The following is a 20,063-nucleotide window of genomic DNA, read 5'->3' on the forward strand; positions in this document are numbered from 1 at the left end:
CGCTCGGCTACACTGGCGGTTTGACTTCTCGTGCAAAGGATGGAAAGCATGGCCGCACCAGCCCGTTTCGCATGGTCCTTCAGGGACGTTGCAGTGTTCGACCCGGAGCGCGTCTACCTCATCAGTGGGCATGACGGCCTGGCCAAAGAGAACGTCGAGCTCAGTCAGGTGATGCGCTGGATCGACGCCTGGGGCAGCCGCTGCGTCGACATCGCCGCCGTCAGCCTCTGCATTGTCATGCATCCCGAGCGCAACCTGGTGGTGATCGCGCCCGACGGCCAGGTGGTGCGCTGGGGCGCCACCGATTTTTCCACCGAACACGTCGACGACAGCGCCGACGGTCCGCGCGCCTGCGGCCACCTGCGCGAGGTGCGCACCATCGGCCTGCACGCCTACGCGGTCGGCATGAGCCGCATGGTGTACCGCTGCCGGGGCGAAGCCGACTGGGTGCGCATCGACCATGACGTGCGCGCCGATCCGGCGCAGGAGGACCAGGCCGGTTTCAATTCGATCGACGGCTTCGGCGAAGACGAACTGTACGCCGCCGGCTGGCAGGGCGAACTATGGCAGTTCGACGGCAAGACATGGCAACGGCGCGCCCTGCCGACCACGCTGGCGCTGCACAAGGTCCTCTGCGCGCCGGATGGCATCGTGTATTTGCTGGGACAGAACGGCATCCTGCTGCGCGGACGCCACGATGCCTGGGAAGTGATTGAACACGGCGTGACGGCCGACAGTTTCTGGGGCGCCTGCTGGTTCCGCGAGCAGCTCTACGCTGCCACCGCGCGCGGCCTGTTCGTGCTGGAAGGCGAGCCGCTGCAGCCTTCCCTGCGCCCGCTGGCGCTGGGCAAGTTCGGAAAAAACCGCAGCGACTGCTTCTACCGCCTCTCCGCCGTCGACGACTGCATCTGGTCGGCCGGCGAAAAAATGCTGATCCGCTCCACCGACGGCGTCACCTGGACCGAGTTGCCGTACAGCTGAACCGGGCCGGCTGCGGCCTGCCGGGGCGGTCTCGCGCAGGCTTTATTGCCTTACAAATATTGTTTTGTAAGATAAAGATTATGCATCACAAATATTGTCAAAAACCCTATACAATGTGTTTTTGCCAAGTAGGTGATGCTGGAACGCATGCCGCGCTTCCTGTCACGACCACGCTGGGCGCCCCCATCGTTGCTACACAGGACAATTATGAGCGAAGGCTTTCAAAGTTTGCTGGAGCTGATCGGCAGCCGCCAGCATGATCGTTTGTTGCGTTTATCATTCCCCGGCAAGGACGGCCCCGCCGCCGCCCTGTTCGTCAACAGCCTGGAGGCGCGCGAAAGCCTGTCGCGTCCTTTCGAATTCATCGTCGAACTGCTCTCGGACGATCCCAACATCCCGCTCAAGGACTTGCAGGGCAAGATGATGTGCGTGCAGCTGGTGCGGCGCGACGGCAGCATGCGCTACTTCACCGGGCGCGTGTTCGGCTTCCGCCTGAAGACCGTCGACGGCGGCGTGTCCTACTACGAAGCCAGGCTCGGCCCGTGGTACCAGTACCTGGGCATGCGCAAAGACAATTACCTGTTCCATTACGCCAGCCTGTACGACCAGACCGCCAGCATCTTCGGCGACTACGGCGGCCTGGCCGACTGGGACTGGCGCGTGGGCGGGGCCCGCACCGTCATGACCGACGCCTGCCAGTTCGACGAAAGCGACAGCAATTACCTGGAGCGGCGCTGGGCCAAGGCCGGCATCCTGTACTGGTTCGAGCATGACGAGAACGGCCACAAGCTGGTGCTGTCGGACGACTCCACCGCCAGCGAGCCGATCGACGGCGGTCCGGACGTGCCCTTCCAGCGCCACGGCGGCAGCGCCGAAGAAGACGGCCTGGGCGAATGGTCGCCGGGGCGCGCCATCACCCAGGGCACGGTCTCGCTCGCCTCTTACGATTTCAAGGCCCCGCGCCCGGCCCACGCTTCGCTGCCGACCCTGCTGCGCCAGGGCGAGGTGCTCAATATCGAATCCTACGACTACGCCGGCGCCTTCGGCTTCAAGGATGGGGCCGATGCCCGTCTGTTGGCCCAGCTCGGCATGGAAGCGCTGGAAGCGTCGGGCAAGCAGTTCGACGGCAGCGGCAATTGCCGCCAGCTGATGCCGGGCCGCTGGTTCCGCCTGACCGGCCACTTCGACATGGATGCGCGCGGCGGCGATGCGCAGGCGCGCGAATTTTTCATCACCGAGGTGCGCCACAGCGCCAGCAATAATTATCATGTGCGCGAGAACCAGGAATCGCACTACGACAACCAGGTCGCCGCGATCCGCAAGATCATCCCCTGGCGCGTGCCGCGCGAGCTCAACAGCGTCGAGACCAGGATCCACGGCATCCAGACCGCCACCGTGGTGGGGCCGGCCGGCGAAGAGATTCACACCGACCAGTACGGCCGCGTGCGGGTCCAGTTCCACTGGGACCGGGTCGGGCGCAACGATGAAAAAAGTTCGGCCTGGCTGCGCGTGGCCACCGCCTGGACCGGTCCCAACTTCGGCATGACGCATATTCCGCGCATCGGCACCGAAGTGCTGGTGCAGTTCTTGGACGGCAATCCGGACCGCCCCATCATCACCGGCATGGTGCCCAACAGCGACACCATGCCGCCCTGGCCGCTGCCCGACAACAAGACCCAGAGCGGGATCCTGTCGCGCTCCACGCCGGGCGGCGCCTACGAGAATGCCAACGCCCTGCGCTTCGAAGACAAGAAGGGCGAGGAACAGCTCTGGCTGCATGCCGAAAAGGACCAGCTGACCGAAGTCGAGCACGACGAAGACAAATGGGTCGGCAACGACCGCCGCAAGACCATCGACCGCGACGAGACCAGCCACATCAAGCGCGACCGCAGCGAAACGGTGGACCGCGACGAAACCATCACGGTGCACAACAACCGCAAGGAACGGGTCGACCACGACGAAACCATCAGCATCGGCGACAACCGCAGCGAAGATGTGGGCAAGGACGAAACCATCCACATCGGCGCCAACCGCACCGAAACGGTCGACGCCAACGAAACCATCACCGTGCACAAGAACCGCAGCAAGACGGTCGACAAGAACGAAACCGACAAGATCGGCAAGAACTGGTCGATCAAGGTCGCCAAGATGAAGACCGAAACGGTGGGCGTTGCCAATCTCGACAACGTGGGACTGGCGCGCATGAGCAATATCGGCGTGGCCTACTCGCTGCTGGTGGGCATGATCCGCAACACGGCGGTGGGCATGGTGGACCGCCTCACGGTCGGCAAGACGCGCACCGTCTCGGTCGGCGAAACGCACGAGATCAAGGTCGGCACGACCCAGCTCACCACGGTCGGCGAGCACCTGGAACTGTCCTGCGGCGCGGCCAAGATCGTGCTGCGCAAGGATGGCGGCATCTTTTTGCAAGGCACGCATATCGAGATCCTCGGCAGCGCCGCGGTGAATGCCGACAGCGGCTTGATCCAGCTCAATTGCGGCGCCGCCAAAGCGCCGCCGCCGCCGCCGGAAGCGAAACCCGACGCGCCCGCCGCCGACGGCGCCGCTGCGGGCGCGGCCGGGGCCGGCGGACTGGCATCGGGCCTGAGCAGCCTGATGGAAGCCGGCGGCAGCGTCTTCGGCGCCCTGAACCAGATCAAGAGCCTGGCCGATACCGCCAAAGCCATCAAGAACGGCGACCTCGGCGCCATCGCCGGCGCGGCCGGCACGGTGGCCGGCGCGCTCGGCGGCGGCGCCAAGGGTGGCGGCGGAGGCGGCGGCGTCAAGGCGAGCGACCACATTCTTAAATCCTGATCCGCGCGCCAGCGCCGCGTTTATTGAAGAGGAGCCATCCATGGGACAACCAGCCGCCCGCGAAACCGACGACGTGGCGCACAAGAAAGCCGCCGGGCCGATCGTCAAGGGCATGCCCACGGTGCTGATCGGCGCGCTGCCGGCGGCGCGCCTGGGCGACCCGGTGCAGCACGCCAGCGGCACCGAAACCATCGTCGAAGGCGAAGCCTCGGTGCTGATCGGCGGCAAGCCGGCCGCGCGCATGGCCGACAAGGTCGCCTGCGGCGGCATCATCGTGGGCGGCTGCACCACCGTCCACATCGGCCGCGACAAGGATGAAGCCTGTCTGCTGGAAGCGGCCGAGATGGGCGCCATGGTGGTCGAGCCGGGCAGCTGATGGCAGCCGATCCGCACCGCGCCATCCTGCGCCGCCAGCTCGGGCAGCGCGCCGACACCCTGTACGCGTTGTACGACGCGGCGAGCGACCGCAGCCTGCTGGACGAGCTGCGGCGCGACGGCATCGCCCACGATTGCCTGTTCGGCGGCGTCAAGGCGACCACCCTGGCCGATGTCGCGCCCTACCTGATCGCTTGCCGCCAGTTCGCCGGCGGCATCGACAGCTTTCTCGACAAGGTGTGGGGGCGCGGCGTGTCGATGCTGATCGACAGCGCGGCCGCGCCCGAGCAGCTCAGGATGCAGCTCAAGAAAAACGCCTTCGTCAAGAACAGCGCCGGCGCCGAATGCTATTTCCGCTATTACGATGCGCGCGCCTTCAGCCGCTTCGTGCGCGCCGCCACCAACGAGCAGCTGGGGCAATTGTGCGGCAGCGCCGTGCGCGCCATCGTCTGGCAGGACAGCTTCAGCCAGGGCCTGGCCAGCATGGCGCACAAGCCGAGCGGGCTGGTCAAGCGCATCCTGGCGCCGGACACGGCCGATTTCGAGATCACTCCACTTTCCTGACAAGCACACCATGATTGAACTGACCGAAGCGCAGGAAGGCAAGATCCTGCGGCGCGACTGCCGCGGCTGGATCGAACTGATGGCGCAAGCCTGGTACGAGAGCGGCCATGCGGGCGCCGACGCCTATCCGGGCGACGCCCTGATCACCCACCTGCGCGCCGTGTACGACGCTTGCCGCGATGCGAACATGGAAAACATGGACGATGTGAGCCTGCTCGGCTTCAACGTGCTGCGCGCCAACACCGCCCGCTGCGGGGCGGACGATGTCACGGCCCTGGTGGACTACTTTATCCGGCACGCGCGCAGCGGCAACGCCGCCTATGCGCAAGCCTGGATCGACCTTTATCTCGAGGAAGCGTAAGCATGGCAGATACGCCAAAACCCAAGGCCAAGCCGGCCAAGCCGGGAAAGGCGGCCTACAGCGGTCCCGCCCTGACCGAGGAAAACCTGCCCGCCTACGACAAGGCCGAACTGGCATCCGAACGCGCGCTGCGCGCGAAAGTGGAGGAATGCAAGGTAGCGGCCAAGGCGGCCAAGGGAGAGATCGAGAAACTGACTGCCGAGAAGAAGGCGCTCGACCCCAAGGCCGCCGACTTCAAGGCCAAGTCCAAGGAAATCGGCGACAAGATCAAGGGCTTGCAGGGGGTGGCCAAAAAGACCTGCAAGCTGTCGCATCCCGGCTGCGTGGCGTCCGACAAGAGCACGCGCGTGCCGATGCCTTCGTCGATCACCGATAATATCAACAAGGATGCCGGCACCAACATCGATTTCGACAAGCTGTCGGCCTGGGAGGGCGGCGCGTATACCCAGGGCTATATCCCCTGGTGGCCCCACATGAAGGGCGACACGCCGACCATCCAGGCCATGAGCGATTCCTCGGGCACGGTCGGGCCGCGCATCAAGGGCGACCTGGGCGGCGAGGCGAAGAACAAGTCCGGCGCCACGGTCGGGGTGGGGGTGGACCTGGGCCAGTCCAGCGCCGCCGGTTTCGGCCGTGTCCTCGACAAGAGCAATAAAAAGGCCGATGGCTTGACGGAGGACGAGCTGAAGGCGCTCAAGGCCAAGATCGAGCCGTATTTCAACAAGCAGGGCGGGGAAGCGTGCAAGTATTTGCAGGACCATCCGCTCAACCTGACCGAGAAGGAAATCAATTTCCTGAACAAGGCGGCGCACGAAGATGCCCTGGACACGGCCAAGTCCAGCTACGCGAACTGGGTGAAAGAGAACAAGGAAGTCAATGCGAAGAAATTCACCGAACTGACCAGGGAGCAGCAGACCGCGCTGCTGTCGAACGGCTATCAGTACGGCTCGCCCAAGAAGGCGCTGATCGAGGCCATCGTCACTGGCGATCGCGACAAGATTCCCGCCAAGATCCGCGAGCGCGACTACCTGTTCAACGCGATGCCCGCGGTCGAGAAGAAGCCTGCCGCGCCGGCCACGCCCGCCGCCCCGGCAGCCGAGAAAAAACCTTAAGACAATGTGATGATGAAACGACGCGCCATATTCACGACAATCCTGCTTTCCTGCTTCCTCATGAACAACACAACCGCCAAGCCCTTGCAGAAAAAGAAACCATTCGAAAGTCCGGCGCAGCAGTTTGCCGGCACATGGCGGGTCGATCGCCATGATTTCCGCGAATTTAACGCGCCCCAGGAGAATGTGGCTGCCCGCTTCGAGCGCGAGGCCGGCATCTTGCCGGTCGGGCAAACAGTGCGCATCGAACGCACCGGTTCGGCGGCGCTGCCGGGCAGCATCGACCCGGTCTCGATGAAGCTGGTCGGCCCGGTCGGCGAAACCCTCGCCATGACGATCCTGCAACCGTTCGAGGCGCGCCTGTGCGACGGCTTCTGGTCGTTCGTGTGCGAGGGGCCCCGCAAGGATTACCGCGACGAGCTGATAATTACGGAGGCGGAAAAATGGCGGCGCCACGTGGCCGAGCGCACGGCGGTCTGGCCCGACATCCACCCGATCAGCTATACCCTGGCGGACATGGGCAAAACCTATGTCCTGACCGCCTGGGTGGCGCGCAACGGCGAACTGGTGTTTCCGGTTTTGGTGGACGGCCCGGCCAAGGATGGCAGCGGCTCGGGCTTCATGGCGGTGTACCTGAAACGGATCGCCAATTGACAGCGCTTTGCCGGCCAGGGCGCACGCAAGGTGCGTTCCGCGCCGGCGGACGAACGCCGTCGCGATGACGGCGTTGGTCCGCACTTGCCCCTTGCTTAGTCGTAGGTGGCGCTGATGGTCACGCCGCTATAGCTTGGCTTGGCCTTGAGCATGATGTAATACCACTGGCCGCTGGCCGGCGCGGCGATGCCGATGCTTTCGCTGGTGCCCGCCGTGCTCGATGCCGCATCGTACGAGGTGGTCGACGGATAGCGTCCGCGCGCCACATACAGGTCGACGTCGCCGCTGCCCCCGCTGGTAAACAGGCGCAGGTTCCTGGCGCCGGCCGGCAGCAGGATGTGGGCGTAGCTTTCGCTCGAGGAGCTGAAGCCGCCGATCGAACAGTTCTTGCCCAGGTAGCTGCCCTGGTTGCATGCCGGCAGGTTCACCTGCGGCAGCGGCGGTTCGCCGGCCGTGGTGGCGGTCTTCACCCAGGCCGCGAACTCGGCGTCGTAACGGGTGCCGATGTAGCTCATGTAGTTCTGGTAGCCGTCGTAATCGCCGACCCGGAACTTGCCCAGCACCGCATCGACGTCGCTGCGGTGCTTTTCGACCATGAAGCGGGTCGCCATGTAGCCCCAGCGGTAGGCGCGGTCGGTGTAGTCGCCCATCGCGTAGGTATTGCCGAAGATCTCGCTCAGCTTGTAGGTGCCGGTGCGCGCCTTGTCGATCGATGCCTGGTTATTGTTGCGCAGCGACAGATACTCGCCGATGCCCTCGATCCACCACACGGTCGGCTTGGACACGGCATCGCCGAAGTCGCCGTACATATTGAAGCGCCCGTCCAGGTAGTGCACGTACTCGTGCTCCAGGTTCCACACCGAGAACGCCGGACGCAGCCACGATGCCTCGTGGGCGATGAAGCGCGCCTGGTTGGTGGCCGACGACGGATCGCCTTCCAGGTACATGCCGCCGTTATTCGTGTCGATATCGTAGATTACCGACGCGTACTTGCCGTAATTGGCGTAATCGTCGAACACCACCAGTTCCAGCGACGTGTTCTTGTCGTTGGCGACAGGCACGCGCTTGGTTTGCAGCATGTCGTGGAAATAGCCTTCTTCCTTCTGCAGGATGGCGCAGGATGACTGCAGTTGGGCGGTGCTCATCTCTTGCGCGCGGATGCGCAGGGTCGGGCTGCAGGTGTAGCTGACCTTGAGCACGGCGTCGGCCAGCTTTTGCTCGTAGCCGCAGGTGCCGTACTGGGCGCAGTTGGCGTTGTCGTAGTATTTCACGGCCGAGGCGGCGGCCAGCCACAGGGCGCTGTCGGCGCCGGTCATGCTGCTGCTGGCCAGGGTGTTCTGGACCATGGTCTTGACGAGCGGCTTTTGCTGGGCGTACTGCATGAAGCGGAAGGCTTCGTTGGCGGCGTCGGTCAGCATGTAGGCCGTCGAGGTGCCCAGCAGGGCCGCTTCGCTCTTGACCACGAAGTCGTTGAGCGCGCTCGGATAGCTGGCGTCGCTCTGCAGCACGCTCAGCGCTTCCGGCCGGTAATGCGCATAGAACAGCACGGTCAGGGCCGAGGTCATGCCGCCGGCGGCGTCGCTTTGCTTGAGCGCGTCGACCGCGTTCGGATTGGCCGGCGAATTGGTGAAGCGCACCACCAGCTGTTTCATCGATGGCAGGAAGTAGGCCTCGTCATGGGTGTTGGTAATGAGCTTGATGACTTCGGACGCCGTGCTGCCGGCGACCGGATTGGTCTTGAACAGCGCGCTGCCCTCGGCCAGGCTCTTGATCGGGGCGCGCAGCGAGGCGGTAAACGCGGCGCTGGGGGTGGCGATCGTGCCGCCGCTGGCCAGGTAGTAGCCGGCGCGCAAGTAGAGCGCGAGGTTGGCCAGGGCGCGGTTGCTGGCGTTGTACGTGCCCGCTTCGCGCACGAAACGGCTGGCGACCGCGCTCATGTTGGCGGCCGAATAGGCCTTGGCGGCCTGGGCGGCGTTCAGCGAAAACAGGGGATAGGTGCACTCGACGTCGGGCATGGCGGCCAGGTAGTCGGCCAGCGCGGCGCCGCTGTAGCCGGTCAGGGTGTCCATGTTCTTGCACTCGGGCGTGGCTGCCATCAGGCTCATGCGGCCCAGTTCGGGCTTCTTCGGCATCAGGTCGAGACGCGGTTTGGTGGTCGGCGCCACGTTGAAGCGCTGCTGCTCGACGGTCGGCGGCAGGCTCTGGCGGGCATGCGGCATCGGCGCCTGCTTCAGGCGTTCGTGGGTATGGCCTGGATCGGCTTGCTTCGCATACGCGACGCCGCTGAAACAGGCGCTGACCAGGCCGGCCAGCAGGATGGTTTTGTGTTGTACAAACATTGTCTCGCTCCTTGGAATTGTCGTTATCGATCTGGGTCGCGCCGGTCAGGATGTGGTCCGGCGCTTTGCTCATGGGACGGGAAAGGGTCGAACCCGCCCTGCAGCAAGCCCTCAGGCGTGCTGATACTATCCCTAATGCATATGGGGAAATATCTGAGAATGGGAGCAAAGATGCAATTTGTTCAATTTCCCCGCAGGGGCCGCCAATTGCGGCACAGGCGCGAACAAAGCGATGACGAAAAAGCCACACTTGCGGCGGGCGGAAGTGCGGCTCGGGTAGCGCGTCTTACCTGGTGACGGTCAGCGTGTACTTGCCGGCGCCGCTATACGACGAGACGATGATGCGGTAGTAGCCGGCCGCGGCGGCGTAGCCGAGCTTTTCCTGCGAGGCCTCGCCGCTCGACTCGGCCGCCAGCACCCACACATTGTTTTCCCACTTCTCGATGCGCAGGTCGAAGTCGGTTCCGGCCGGGCCGCTCAGGACCGCGCCCAGGGTGCCGCCCTTGTATTCGAACCAGGGCGAGGGGTGGATCGCTTCGGCTTTCTCGGCCAGGGTGGCGGTATACACCTCCGCCGCCGGCACCGTGGTGGCGGCGCCGACATCGAAGGTGATGGTCTTGGCGGGCGCGCTGATGTTGGCGATCGCAAAGCCCGAGGCAAAACCGTTCCACCACAGCGAATTGGTGCCCTTGCTGGTCAGCGCGTTGGGCACGCTGGCGTTGAAGGCGCGCGTGGCCGTGCCGTCGTACAGGTCGCCGCCATCGCCCTGGTTGCGGTTGTTTTCCGGATCGCGCTTGCCGTCCGCATGTTCCATCTGGATGTAGGGCTTCCATTCGTTATCGTTGTTGCCGCTCGGGTCGACGTGGAACACGGCCAGGCCCTGGTCCGGCTGGTACAGGTTCTGGTCGCTCTTGTGGATCGCTTCGACGTAGAACGCTTCGGCCGCGTTGGCCGGGTTGCTCCAGCGGTACAGCGCGTGGCTGTTGGCCGCCATCGACAGGCGCCCGCTCGGGGCGCTGCGGTTGATCGCCGGATTGAGTTCGGTGGCCGTGTCCCATCCCGCCAGGTAGCGCAGGAAACCGACCGGCTGGGTCGGCCGGAACTGGCTGTCGAAGCCGACGCCGCCGAAGCCCATCACGCAGAAGTTCGCCACCGAACCCTGCGAGCTGCCGTCGTAATCGTACAGGTCGGGCCAGCCCATGATCAGGTGGCCCGATTCATGCACGAAGGTGCCGATCGCCAGCTGCTTGCCCATGTCGCTGATCTGGTAGCTGCCGGTGCAGGCGCCGTTGCTGCAGAACTGCTCGCCCAGCCAGCCCATGTGCGGCCACAGGCCTTTCGACCAGGGGCTGTCCGCTTCGCCCGCGTAGAAGAAGTTCAGGCCCAGGATGTGGCCGGTGCTGTCGCGGCTGAGGGTGGAAAAGTCGACCCCTTCGCTGTTCTTGACCCAGTTCAGCGCTTCCAGGATCAGTTCCTGCGCGCGCGGGCCGACGTCCAGGCTGTTGTCGGTGTAGTAGGACTTGGGCCGCTTGGCGCGGTAGTAGCGGGTCACCGTGTTGCTGTAGTCGAGCTTGTTGCCCGAGGCGGACAGGAAATAGCCGCGCACCGATTGCGCATTGCCGAAGCCGGTGTAGTTGGCATCGTTGAGGAAGGCCTCGACCTGCTGCCTGGTGATGGTGCCGGGAGCGTCGGAAAAATCGATGATCACGGTCAGGCCGCGCATCTGCCCGGTCACGGCGGCGGTGGCGGCGGCGCCCGGCGCCATCCGCGCGGCCGTGCTGCGCTGGGCGACGTCGAGCGTGCGTCCGTGCATCTTCTGGTAGCGCTGCTGGGCCAGGCGCGCCTTGGCCGCCGCGGACAGGCCCGGCTCGCGCCTGTCCTGCGCCGTGCTGAAGCTGCGCAGCCTGGCGTTGGTCGCCAGCACGCCGCTCGACACCAGCGCATCGCCCGTGGCGTTCACGTGTGCGTAGCAAAAACCGCGTTTGGCATTATCATAAATAATCAGGGAACCGTCTTCGGTGCGCTGTTCGGCGTAGTAATCGTTGCCGTCGAGGCGAATTTTCAAGACTTCGCCGCCCGGCTGGCGGAATTCGTAGCTGTGGCCCTGGTACGGAATGGCCGCATGGGCAGTGAGCGCCGCCAGCGACAGGACCATGCCGGCCGCTGCCGTGAGACTTGCACGCATCAAATTCATTGCTTCTCCAACGTTATAAAAAATGCAAGTATGCATGGGCGAAAAGTGCCCGTCTTGGCACATTTCGGCGCATCTTCGGCGAAATCGGCATAAAAGACGTCTATACAAATTCCATTCACCGCATCCACGATTTGCATTATTTCCGTGTGGATAGCCTATATTTTTGCTTTGGGCGGCTTTGTTCTTGTGCATTAGGCTTATTAAATACACACTATCGTCTTGAACCACGACGAGGGCTGTTGTCGCCATGTTGAACCGCCTGTTAAAGAAAGCACCACCCGCACCCGAGGCTGCCCCTTCCTTCACGAAGCGGCGCTTTTTCGGCACCGAGCAAAAAGCGTTTTACGGCCGCCTGCGCCGCGCCCTGCCCAAGTGCTACATTTTCCCCGACATCGCGCTGAGCAAACTCATCATCCCGAGCAATCCGGATCCGAAGATCAAGAGCAGCCACCAGAAGCAGCTGTCCGGACGCAAGGTCGACTACGCCGTCTTCGACGCCCGCCTGCACCTGCTGTTCGTGATCGAGCTGACCGTGCCGCCGGCGCCGGGCGCCAATCCGGACCTCATGTCGATCGCCGCGCTGATGGCCAACGCCGGCATCCGCCGCTTCAGCTGGCCCAAGGACAACCTGCCCTCGACCGAACAGACGCTGCGCGCGCTGGCCGACTATTCGGCCGAGAACATGGGCAAGGACGAGGACGGCAACGGGCCTTCCTCCCAGCTGGGCGAGCCCGAGCACACCGATGCGATTCCCGTGGTCGACAGCATCATCCAGCCGCGCGGGGCCAGCACCCTGACGCTCGAAGCGCTGGCCGGCATGGCGCCGCAGGGCGCGCTCAAGACCTCCTATCCGCACGTGTGGGAACGCATCTGCCTGTTCTGCAACGAACCGCGCCACCTGCACCAGTACCTGCATTCCCTGTCGATGCAGGACCGCGGCGTCAAGCGCGCCGGTTTTTCGGAAGAAGCGCTCAACGAAATCGCCCGCATCCAGGTCGCCAACGTCGGCTACCTGCAAACCCAGACCGCGCCCGAACGGGCCAGCTGGAACGACGTCTTCACCGACCGCTGAGCCGCAGCGGCGCGGATTGTCGCGCGGATTGTCGCGCGGATCGGCAGTTCGCCATCATCAATCCGCAGTTCGTCGCAGCGGCGGCCCCGGGCGGGCGCGCCGCCTTTATAGTCTGGCCTGCCGTTGCCGATCAACCATCCTGCAGGTAGCCCAGATGTTCAGACTGTCCGTCCTTTGTTTCGCCACCGTGCTTGCGCTGCATGCGCCGTCCGCCTGCGCCCGGGATGGCGCCCGTCCCGCCGGCGAGCAGGCGCTTGCCAGCCGCATCGACGCCGCCATCGCTCCTTATTACAAGGCCGATGCGCCGGGCGCGACCGTCATCGTCACCGCGAACGGCAAGACCGTGCTGCGCAAGGCCTACGGCATGGCCGACCTGGCCAAGGGCACGCCGATGACGCCCGACATGCGCTTGCGCATCGGTTCCATCACCAAGCAGTTCACCGCCGTTGCCATCCTGATGCTGCTCGAAGAAGGCAAGCTGGCGCTCGATGACGACATCACCCGCTTCCTGCCGGAGTACCCCGCGCGCGCCGGACGGATCACCATCGCGCACTTGCTGACGCATACCTCGGGCATCGTCAGCTATACCAGCAAGCTCGGTTTCTCCTGGAATGCCGCGAAGGACAGAAGCGTGTCCGAGGTGATCGATATCTTCAAGGACGACGCCCTCGAATTCGAGCCCGGCACGCGCTGGGCCTACAATAATTCCGGTTACTTCCTGCTGGGCGCGATCATCGAAAAAGTCGCGGGCCAGAGCTACGCCAGCTTCCTGGAAGAACGCATCTTCAAGCCGCTCGACATGCGCCACACGGCCTACGAAGGGTACGAACGGACGCCCGGCCCGCGCGCGGCCGGCCACACCAAGGGCTGGTTCGGCATCACGGCGGCCAAGCCGCTCAGCATGACGCAGCCGTACGCGGCCGGCGCGCTGGTCTCGACCGTGGACGACCTGGCGCGCTGGGATGCGGCGATCGGCGCCGGCAAGCTGCTCAAGCCGGCCACCTGGCAGCAGGCCCACACGGGCGCCCTGCTGGCCGACGGCAAGCCGACCAATTACGGCTACGGCTGGCAGATCGGCAAGCTGCGCGGCGTGCCGATGGTCGCGCACGGCGGCAGCATCCACGGCTTTTCCAGCTACGCGCTGCGCCTGCCGCAGCAACACGTGTATGTCGCGGTGCTGAGCAACACCGATAGCCCCACGGTCCAGCCCGAAATGGTGGCCAGCAAGGTCGCGGCCATCGCCATCGGCAATCCCTTCCCCGATTTCAAGGCGGTCAAGGTCGACCCGGCCCTGCTCGACGCCTACGCCGGCACCTACCGCATCGATGCCAGCGCCACGCGCAGCTTCAAGCGCGACGACGGCAAGCTGGTCATGCAGCGCAGCAACCGCGATCCCGTGACCCTGACCCCGTTCTCGAACGAGGCGTTCTTCATTCCCGATTCGCTGACCACCTTCCGGTTCGCGCGCAACGCCAAAGGGGAGGTGAGCGAGGTGGTGGTCCACAGCCAGGGGGCGGAGATGGTCAACCGGCGCGTCGGCCCACCCTGAGGAACACGCTGCGGCCGCGCAAATCTGCTACGCTCGCCGGACATCCACTCTGGCGAGCAGCATGAGAGCAGCATGACATTTCTCCGTACAAACTTCGAGCGCAACACGGCGCGCAGCGGCGGCCCGGCATGAAGGCGCGCACCCGCCTGCGGGCCCGGCCCGGCCTGGTGCTGCGCGACGACGATGCCGGCGCCACCCCGCTGCGTGACGACGATGGCAGGCCGAAGCAGCAGGTCAAGGCGCACGAGCGCAAGCTGACCGATGCCCTGACCGCGAAGATCGCGCTGCACCAGCAGATGCTGTTCTCCCAGCGCAAGCGCAAGGTGCTGCTGGTGCTGCAGGGCATGGATACCTCGGGCAAGGATGGCACGGTGCGCGCGCTGTTCAGCCGCATCAACCCGATGGGCTTGCGCGCCGCCCAGTTCAGGGCGCCGACGGCGGAAGAGGCGGCGCACGATTTCCTGTGGCGCATCCATCCGCACGTGCCGGGCGCGGGCGACATCGCGATCTTCAACCGCAGCCACTACGAAGACGTGCTGGTGCCGCGCGTGCAAAAGCTGATCGACGAGAAGGAATGCAAGCGCCGCTATGCGCATATCGCCGACTTCGAGCGCATGCTGGCCGAAACCGGCACCGTGATCGTCAAGGTATTCCTGCACATCTCGAAGGACGAGCAGCGCAAGCGCCTGCAGGCGCGCCTGGACGATCCGGAAAAGCAATGGAAGTTCGACGACAACGACCTGGTCCAGCGCAAGCGCTGGGACGATTACCAGGATGCCTACCAGCGCGCGATCGGCGCCACCGACGCCGACCACGCGCCGTGGTACGTGGTCCCGGCCGATTCCAAGACCCACCGCAACCTGCTGATCGCGCGCCTGCTGCTCGACGTCATGGAAGGGCTCGACCTGCGCTTCCCCGACACCGATGCGCGCCTGTCGGCGCTCAAGGTCGAGTAGGAACTCAAGCCGCGCGGGCCTGCGGCGGCGCCGCCGTCTGCGGCTGCCCCTGGATCACGGCCGGCTCGGGCAGGTCGCCGTCGAGTATGCCGATCAGCTCGGCCAGCATGGCGTGGTCGTCCGGCACGTCGGCCGTGTTCAGGGCCAGGTCGCGCGCGATGTCGCGCAGGCGCCAGGTGATTTCGCGCGTGGCCACGGCTTTTTCGAACTGCAGGGTGCCGTCGTCCTGGTCGTGCAGGCCGTGATTGTTTTTCAGGTACGCATCGAGCCCGGTGCTGATGAAGGCGCGCTCGATGGTGCGGATGCGCGCCAGCGTGCGCGGAATCAGAGCCCACACGCGCGGCGAGCGCGGGGTATCCTCGCGCAGCATGTCCTGGCCGGCCTGCAGGGAATCGCTGATGCGCCACCACAGCCGCGTAATGGCGACGTCATCGCTTTCCTCGGGCCGCGACGGGGCGATCGGGCGGTTGGCCGGCTGGTTGCGCAAGGCGCCCGAAATGGCCGACAGAAAATGGTGGGGATGCTCGCCCGGAATGATTTTCAAGGCCAGTTCGGCGCGCTCCAGCGGATAATCCTTGTGCAGCACGCCGGCCAGCATTTCCGCCACCGACACCGCCAGGCCCGGCCCGCTGATCGTCCCGCCGGCCGACTGGCGCGGATAACCGGTGCCGTCGAGCCGCTCGTGATGTTCCGACACCGCGCGCGCCACCGATGCGGGATACGATTCGAGTTCGGTAATGAGCATCTGGCCGATGCGCGGATGCACCACCAGGTGCGCCCACTCGTGCGGCAGCAGGCGCTTGCCCGGTTTCAGGTAGGCCGGGTCGATGTACAGCTCGCCGATATCGTGCAGCAGCCCGGCCAGGCCGGCCGCCATCTGGTCGTCGTTCGACAGCTGCAGCTTTTTCGCCATGCCGATCGACAGCAGGCTGACCGCCACGCTGTGTTCCAGCGCGCGCGGGCCGTCGCGGTCGGTGAGGGTGAGCATCATGCGCATGGCGTGGCCCAGCTGCATGTTCGCCAGCAGCGTCTGCGGCGAGATCCCGCGTCCGGCGTTGGGGCCCAGGATGCGGTTGATCGGCACGCTGGTATCGAGAATGCGCCTGGCCGTCTCGAGGATCAGGCCGTTGTCGGTGCCGCCCTCGGCGCTGAGCGAGGATTCCAGCGTCTTCTTGAGCTTGTGCGCGCCCAGGGTATCCTGCTGGGCCCGGGTCAGCCTGGCGCCCTTGGCCACCAGCTTCATGCCGCGGATGTCGAGGATGTCTTCGCTGGCCGCGACATCCATCACCTCGGTCAGGTTCATCAGTTTGTTCAGGTAGTGCTGGTTGACGGTGGTGCTCAGGCTGGCTCGCTGCATGGGATGGCTCCGTGATGATGCACACATGATACTGACTATTTCCTAGAGGAATCATTCTAAGTATCAAATATATGCTGCTTTTTTTGGCAAGGTAGCCGCTTTGTCCATCGCGCGCCGCCGCGCCGGACGAATTGACATAGAATGAAGTCCCCACTCCTCATTGCATGGAAACGACAATGTTCAAGATTTCGGCACTTCTTCTCGCGAGCCTCTCCGCTGTTGTATTGACGAGTACTCCGGCCCAGGCCCAGGCGCCCGCCGCCGCGCCGGCAGCGGCCCCGGCCAGCTGCCCCGCCTTGCTCAAGCACAGCTTCAAGCGCCTGCAGGACGACGCGCCGCAGGACTTGTGCCAGTACGCCGGCAAGGTTGTGCTGGTGGTCAATACCGCCAGCTATTGCGGCTACACCACCCAATACGAAGGCCTGGAAAAGTTGTACGCCAAATACGGCGCCAAGGGCCTGGTCGTGCTCGGCTTCCCGTCGAACGACTTCGGCAAGCAGGAACCGGGCAGCGCCAAGGAAATCGCCGACCTCTGCTACAACACCTATGGCGTCAAGTTCCCCATGTTCGCCAAGTCGCAGGTCAGCGGCGCCAATCCGAATCCCCTGCACGCGAGCCTGATCAAGGCCACCGGCAAGGAGCCGAAATGGAACTTCACCAAATACCTGATCGACCGCAACGGCAAGGTCATCGAACACTATCCGAGCAAGGTCACGCCGGAAGACAAGCAGCTGGTCGGCAAGATCGAGCAAGCCCTGGGCAGCTGAGTTTCCGCGCAGGGCGGCCTGCGCGGCTGCCCGCGAAAAATGTGTCTAACCCGCAACGCATAAGCAGTATTCAGTTTCCCAAAAGACATTAAAGATACTAAAATAGAACTCTCGCTCTATTGCCGGTTTCTCTGATGCTCCCCACTCTCGATTACGCGTTCTTCGCCGAGCGCCTGCACGGCTTCTTTGCCGTGGCCGGCCACGACGGCGTCACGCTTACCCTGTCCAGTGTCGACCAGTCCGCGCAGCAGGCGCCCGGCGGCAACAGCTTTTCGCTGCTGTTTCGCGGTCCGGCCCAGCCCGCGCTGGAACAGATGACCTACATGCTGGACATCCCCGGCAGCGCCACTTTCCCCCTGTTTATCGTGCCGGTCGGCCGCGACGGGGATGGCATGCAGTACCAGGCGATTTTTAACTAATTTTTCGCGTGCGCCACAGGCGCCGCAGCAAGCCGCTGGCAAGGAGACGTGCATGAGTGAACCGTTTTTGGGTGAAATCCGGATGATGTCGTTTCAATTCGCCCCCAAGGGCTGGGCCCTGTGCAATGGCCAGTTCTTGCCGATCAACCAGAACCAGGCGCTGTTCTCCCTGCTCGGCACCAGCTACGGCGGCAATGGCCAGAACAATTTTTGCCTGCCCGACCTGCGCGGCCGCATGCCGGTGCACGCCGGCCCCCAGACCGGCCCGCTGGGCATGAGCGGCGGACAGGAGGCGGTCACGCTCACCTCCCAGCAGCTGCCCACCCACGCGCATACCCTGAACACCTCGACGGCGCTGGCCACCACGGCCTCGCCGGCGGCCAACCTGCCGGGCAAGAAGGGCCGCTTCGGGCGCGACCTGTTCGCCGCCCCCAGCGCGACCGACGGCCTCAGCCCCGACAGCGTGCAGGTGGCGGGTGCTTCGCAAGCGCACAACAATATGCAGCCTTACCTGACGATCAATTTTGCGATCGCCCTGCAGGGTATTTTCCCCAGCCCGAACTGAAGAAAGAGGACTGACCCGATGGCACAACCTTATGTCGGCGAGATTCGCATATTCGCCGGAAACTTCGCGCCCAACGGCTGGCTGTTCTGCGAGGGCCAGCTGCTGCCGATCTCGGAAAACGAGACCCTGTTCCAGCTGATCGGCAGCACCTACGGCGGCGACGCCCAGTCGACCTTCGCCCTGCCCGACATGCGCGGGCGCGTCCCGATCCACATGGGCGCGCGCCCTGGCGGCAGCACCTACCAGCTGGCCGAGGCCGCCGGCACGGAAATGGTCACGCTGACCATGCAAACGATGCCGGCGCACACCCACCGGCTGGTGGCCTCGACCAATCCCGCCAGCGCCGCGTCGACCGCCGCAACTGGCCTGTACGGCAACACCGGCGGCAGCCCGCTGTATGGCTTGTACGGCGGCTCGCCCGGCCCCATGCGCGCCGACGCCATCGGCCCGGCAGGCGCCTCGCAGCCGCATGAGAATATGGCGCCTTACCTGGGACTGCATTTCATTATTTCCCTGTACGGCATTTTCCCGTCCCCGACATAAGAGCACGCCATGGCAGACCCTTTTGTAGCAGAAATCCGCATGTTCCCCTTCAATTTCGCGCCCAGGGGCTGGGCGTTCTGCGACGGCCAGCTCTTGCCGCTGGCGCAGAACACGGCCTTGTTCGCACTGCTGGGTACGACCTATGGCGGCAACGGCATGAGCAACTTTGCGCTGCCCAACCTGCGCGACCGGACGCCCATGCATCCGGGACAAGGTAACGGCCTGTCGCTGCACGACCTGGGCGAGGCCGGCGGCGAGGCCAGCGTCACCCTGGGCACGGCCGAGATTCCGGCGCACACGCACGCGCTGCGCCATGCCGGCACGGCCGCCACGGTGGCCGCGCCGGGGCCCTCGGTCTCCTTCGGCAGCACCGGCGTGGCCCAGGTGTACGCCAGCGGCGGCACCCTGGCGCCGATGGCGGCGGGCGCGCTTCTGCCGGCCGGCAGCGGCCTGCCGCACGAGAACCGCCAGCCCTACCTGACCTTCAATTTCTGCATCGCGCTGCAGGGCGTGTTCCCGCAGCGCTGGTAAGCATGGCGCCGACCCTTCGCCCCATCGACGCCGCCGACCACGCGTTCCTGCGCAGCGTGTACGCCACCACGCGCGCCGAAGAAATCGCCATGGCCGGCTGGGACGCCGGCACCGCCGACGCCTTCGTGGGCATGCAGTTCGACGCCCAGCACAGCTTTTACCGCAAGCGCTATCCGGCCGGCCAGTTCGACGTGGTGCTCGATGGCGCCACCCCGCTCGGGCGCCTGTACGTCTCGCGCGAGGCGCAGCGCATCCACGTGATCGACATCGCCCTGCTGCCGGCCTACCGCAACCGAGGCACCGGCGGCGCCCTGCTGGCGGGGCTGATGCGCGAGGCGGAGCAGCGCGGCGCCGCCGTCACCATCCACGTCGAATTGAACAACCCGGCCATGTCGCTGTATGAGCGCCTCGGCTTTCGCGAAATCAGCAGCGCCGGCTTCCACCGCCTCATGGAATGGCGCGCCACCACCTTGACCCATAAAGAGCACACAGCATGAAACGACGCGACATTCTCCGGGCCGGCGCCAGCTCGCTCGCCCTTGCCGGCATGATCGGCGCCGCGCCGCGCGCCGCCGCCGCCGCCAGCGACAACTTCGCCTGGAGCCGCGCCACCGCGCTGGCGCTGGTCGGCCAGAGTTTCTTCCTGAACCACCCGGCACTGCGCGCCATCGGCATGACGCTCGCCGAAGTGCAGACGCCGCAGCACGCGGACCCGCAGCTGCAGCAGTTCTCGCTGGTGTTCGCCAGCGACGGCACGCGCTTCGAGGCCGGCGTCTACGAGATCGACCACGCCACCCTGGGCCGCTTCACGCTGTTCGTCGTGCCGCTGGCCGCAGCCGGCAAGGGCGCCGGCGCGCCGCGCTACCGCGCCGATTTCAGCCTGCTCGCGTAAAGCCGAGGCCCACGCATC

At 65.1% G+C, this 20,063-nt stretch carries 20 protein-coding genes; 17 read left to right on the forward strand and 3 right to left on the reverse strand.

Annotated elements, in window-relative coordinates; translation table 11 throughout:
* The first annotated feature begins 48 nt into the window (after nt 1-48).
* The 7 genes from EJB06_RS08285 (at nt 49) to EJB06_RS08315 (ending at nt 6,861) form a co-directional block, all read left to right on the forward strand.
* A complete protein-coding gene (locus tag EJB06_RS08285) occupies nt 49-981 on the forward strand; it encodes a beta propeller repeat protein (protein WP_126073553.1) in 933 nt (310 codons plus the stop codon).
* Between the two features lie 207 nt (nt 982-1,188).
* Nucleotides 1,189-3,795 carry a type VI secretion system Vgr family protein gene (locus EJB06_RS08290; RefSeq protein ID WP_126073554.1) on the forward strand — a complete coding sequence of 869 codons (2,607 nt, stop codon included), beginning with the start codon at nt 1,189-1,191 and terminating at the stop codon, nt 3,793-3,795.
* Nucleotides 3,796-3,835: 40 nt separating this feature from the next.
* On the forward strand, nt 3,836-4,171 hold the full coding sequence (locus EJB06_RS08295) for a PAAR domain-containing protein (protein WP_126073555.1): 336 nt from the start codon (nt 3,836-3,838) through the stop codon (nt 4,169-4,171).
* Nucleotides 4,171-4,734 (forward strand): DUF4123 domain-containing protein, encoded by a 564-nt coding sequence (locus tag EJB06_RS08300; protein ID WP_126073556.1) that lies wholly within the window; start codon nt 4,171-4,173, stop codon nt 4,732-4,734. Before EJB06_RS08295 ends, EJB06_RS08300 begins: the two co-directional genes overlap by 1 nt.
* Before the next feature lie 10 nt (nt 4,735-4,744).
* Nucleotides 4,745-5,095: a hypothetical protein gene (locus tag EJB06_RS08305; protein ID WP_126073557.1), complete on the forward strand. Its 351-nt coding sequence runs from the start codon at nt 4,745-4,747 to the stop codon at nt 5,093-5,095.
* Nucleotides 5,096-5,097: 2 nt separating this feature from the next.
* On the forward strand, nt 5,098-6,207 hold the full coding sequence (locus EJB06_RS08310) for a pesticin C-terminus-like muramidase (protein ID WP_126073558.1): 1,110 nt from the start codon (nt 5,098-5,100) through the stop codon (nt 6,205-6,207).
* Nucleotides 6,208-6,267: 60 nt separating this feature from the next.
* A complete protein-coding gene (locus EJB06_RS08315; protein ID WP_126073559.1) occupies nt 6,268-6,861 on the forward strand; it encodes a hypothetical protein in 594 nt (197 codons plus the stop codon).
* 95 nt (nt 6,862-6,956) lie between these two features.
* Here the strand turns inward: EJB06_RS08315 and EJB06_RS08320 are convergent, their stop codons facing one another.
* Together EJB06_RS08320 and EJB06_RS08325 are read right to left on the reverse strand one after the other, a co-directional pair.
* On the reverse strand, nt 6,957-9,200 hold the full coding sequence (locus tag EJB06_RS08320) for a M9 family metallopeptidase (RefSeq protein WP_126073560.1): 2,244 nt from the start codon (nt 9,198-9,200) through the stop codon (nt 6,957-6,959).
* A 286-nt stretch (nt 9,201-9,486) separates the two neighbouring features.
* Complete coding sequence (locus tag EJB06_RS08325; RefSeq protein WP_198420788.1) at nt 9,487-11,394, reverse strand: M6 family metalloprotease domain-containing protein; 1,908 nt, start codon at nt 11,392-11,394, stop codon at nt 9,487-9,489.
* Nucleotides 11,395-11,641: 247 nt separating this feature from the next.
* On the opposite strand from EJB06_RS08325, the gene EJB06_RS08330 reads away from it, so the two are divergent.
* The 3 genes from EJB06_RS08330 (at nt 11,642) to EJB06_RS08340 (ending at nt 14,971) form a co-directional block, all read left to right on the forward strand.
* Nucleotides 11,642-12,466 (forward strand): hypothetical protein, encoded by an 825-nt coding sequence (locus EJB06_RS08330; protein WP_126073561.1) that lies wholly within the window; start codon nt 11,642-11,644, stop codon nt 12,464-12,466.
* 154 nt (nt 12,467-12,620) lie between these two features.
* Nucleotides 12,621-14,015, forward strand: coding sequence for a serine hydrolase (locus tag EJB06_RS08335; protein ID WP_126073562.1), 1,395 nt, complete (start codon nt 12,621-12,623; stop codon nt 14,013-14,015).
* Between the two features lie 128 nt (nt 14,016-14,143).
* Entirely contained in the window at nt 14,144-14,971 is an 828-nt protein-coding gene (locus EJB06_RS08340; RefSeq protein ID WP_126073563.1) for a PPK2 family polyphosphate kinase, read from the forward strand.
* 4 nt (nt 14,972-14,975) lie between these two features.
* On the opposite strand, the gene EJB06_RS08345 is transcribed toward EJB06_RS08340, so the two are convergent.
* Nucleotides 14,976-16,328, reverse strand: a complete 1,353-nt coding sequence (locus EJB06_RS08345) for an HD-GYP domain-containing protein (RefSeq protein WP_164557865.1) — start codon at nt 16,326-16,328, stop codon at nt 14,976-14,978.
* 176 nt (nt 16,329-16,504) lie between these two features.
* Here EJB06_RS08345 and EJB06_RS08350 point away from each other — a divergent pair, with 176 nt between their 5' ends.
* The 7 genes from EJB06_RS08350 to EJB06_RS08380 all read left to right on the forward strand — a co-directional run bounded on the left by EJB06_RS08350 (nt 16,505) and on the right by EJB06_RS08380 (nt 20,045).
* Nucleotides 16,505-17,095, forward strand: a complete 591-nt coding sequence (locus EJB06_RS08350) for a glutathione peroxidase (RefSeq protein WP_126073565.1) — start codon at nt 16,505-16,507, stop codon at nt 17,093-17,095.
* A gap of 134 nt (nt 17,096-17,229) precedes the next feature.
* On the forward strand, nt 17,230-17,514 hold the full coding sequence (locus tag EJB06_RS08355; RefSeq protein WP_126073566.1) for a DUF6916 family protein: 285 nt from the start codon (nt 17,230-17,232) through the stop codon (nt 17,512-17,514).
* A gap of 52 nt (nt 17,515-17,566) precedes the next feature.
* The gene (locus tag EJB06_RS08360; RefSeq protein ID WP_126073567.1) at nt 17,567-18,079 is read left to right on the forward strand and encodes a phage tail protein; all 513 of its coding nucleotides are present in this window, start codon (nt 17,567-17,569) and stop codon (nt 18,077-18,079) included.
* An 18-nt stretch (nt 18,080-18,097) separates the two neighbouring features.
* A complete protein-coding gene (locus EJB06_RS08365; RefSeq protein WP_126073568.1) occupies nt 18,098-18,622 on the forward strand; it encodes a phage tail protein in 525 nt (174 codons plus the stop codon).
* A gap of 9 nt (nt 18,623-18,631) precedes the next feature.
* A complete protein-coding gene (locus tag EJB06_RS08370; protein ID WP_126073569.1) occupies nt 18,632-19,153 on the forward strand; it encodes a phage tail protein in 522 nt (173 codons plus the stop codon).
* A gap of 2 nt (nt 19,154-19,155) precedes the next feature.
* Nucleotides 19,156-19,650, forward strand: a complete 495-nt coding sequence (locus EJB06_RS08375) for a GNAT family N-acetyltransferase (protein WP_126073570.1) — start codon at nt 19,156-19,158, stop codon at nt 19,648-19,650.
* Nucleotides 19,647-20,045 carry a DUF6916 family protein gene (locus EJB06_RS08380; RefSeq protein ID WP_126073571.1) on the forward strand — a complete coding sequence of 133 codons (399 nt, stop codon included), beginning with the start codon at nt 19,647-19,649 and terminating at the stop codon, nt 20,043-20,045. The genes EJB06_RS08375 and EJB06_RS08380 overlap by 4 nt, the downstream gene beginning before the upstream one ends.
* Nucleotides 20,046-20,063: the final 18 nt, after the last annotated feature.

The organism is Massilia atriviolacea (assembly GCF_003953935.1).
Classification (GTDB): Bacteria; Pseudomonadota; Gammaproteobacteria; order Burkholderiales; family Burkholderiaceae_D; genus Telluria_A; species Telluria_A atriviolacea.

Coding starts and splice junctions, on each gene's coding strand:
- EJB06_RS08285 (WP_126073553.1), top strand. CDS start 49: ATGGCCGCACCAGCCCGTTTCGCATGGTCCTTCAGGGACGTTGCAGTG.
- EJB06_RS08295 (WP_126073555.1), top strand. CDS start 3,836: ATGGGACAACCAGCCGCCCGCGAAACCGACGACGTGGCGCACAAGAAA.
- EJB06_RS08335 (WP_126073562.1), top strand. CDS start 12,621: ATGTTCAGACTGTCCGTCCTTTGTTTCGCCACCGTGCTTGCGCTGCAT.
- EJB06_RS08340 (WP_126073563.1), top strand. CDS start 14,144: ATGAAGGCGCGCACCCGCCTGCGGGCCCGGCCCGGCCTGGTGCTGCGC.
- EJB06_RS08370 (WP_126073569.1), top strand. CDS start 18,632: ATGGCAGACCCTTTTGTAGCAGAAATCCGCATGTTCCCCTTCAATTTC.
- EJB06_RS08300 (WP_126073556.1), top strand. CDS start 4,171: ATGGCAGCCGATCCGCACCGCGCCATCCTGCGCCGCCAGCTCGGGCAG.
- EJB06_RS08350 (WP_126073565.1), top strand. CDS start 16,505: ATGTTCAAGATTTCGGCACTTCTTCTCGCGAGCCTCTCCGCTGTTGTA.
- EJB06_RS08320 (WP_126073560.1), bottom strand. CDS start 9,200: ATGTTTGTACAACACAAAACCATCCTGCTGGCCGGCCTGGTCAGCGCC.
- EJB06_RS08380 (WP_126073571.1), top strand. CDS start 19,647: ATGAAACGACGCGACATTCTCCGGGCCGGCGCCAGCTCGCTCGCCCTT.
- EJB06_RS08290 (WP_126073554.1), top strand. CDS start 1,189: ATGAGCGAAGGCTTTCAAAGTTTGCTGGAGCTGATCGGCAGCCGCCAG.
- EJB06_RS08315 (WP_126073559.1), top strand. CDS start 6,268: ATGAACAACACAACCGCCAAGCCCTTGCAGAAAAAGAAACCATTCGAA.
- EJB06_RS08330 (WP_126073561.1), top strand. CDS start 11,642: ATGTTGAACCGCCTGTTAAAGAAAGCACCACCCGCACCCGAGGCTGCC.
- EJB06_RS08345 (WP_164557865.1), bottom strand. CDS start 16,328: ATGCAGCGAGCCAGCCTGAGCACCACCGTCAACCAGCACTACCTGAAC.
- EJB06_RS08325 (WP_198420788.1), bottom strand. CDS start 11,394: ATGAATTTGATGCGTGCAAGTCTCACGGCAGCGGCCGGCATGGTCCTG.
- EJB06_RS08360 (WP_126073567.1), top strand. CDS start 17,567: ATGAGTGAACCGTTTTTGGGTGAAATCCGGATGATGTCGTTTCAATTC.
- EJB06_RS08375 (WP_126073570.1), top strand. CDS start 19,156: ATGGCGCCGACCCTTCGCCCCATCGACGCCGCCGACCACGCGTTCCTG.
- EJB06_RS08365 (WP_126073568.1), top strand. CDS start 18,098: ATGGCACAACCTTATGTCGGCGAGATTCGCATATTCGCCGGAAACTTC.
- EJB06_RS08355 (WP_126073566.1), top strand. CDS start 17,230: ATGCTCCCCACTCTCGATTACGCGTTCTTCGCCGAGCGCCTGCACGGC.
- EJB06_RS08305 (WP_126073557.1), top strand. CDS start 4,745: ATGATTGAACTGACCGAAGCGCAGGAAGGCAAGATCCTGCGGCGCGAC.
- EJB06_RS08310 (WP_126073558.1), top strand. CDS start 5,098: ATGGCAGATACGCCAAAACCCAAGGCCAAGCCGGCCAAGCCGGGAAAG.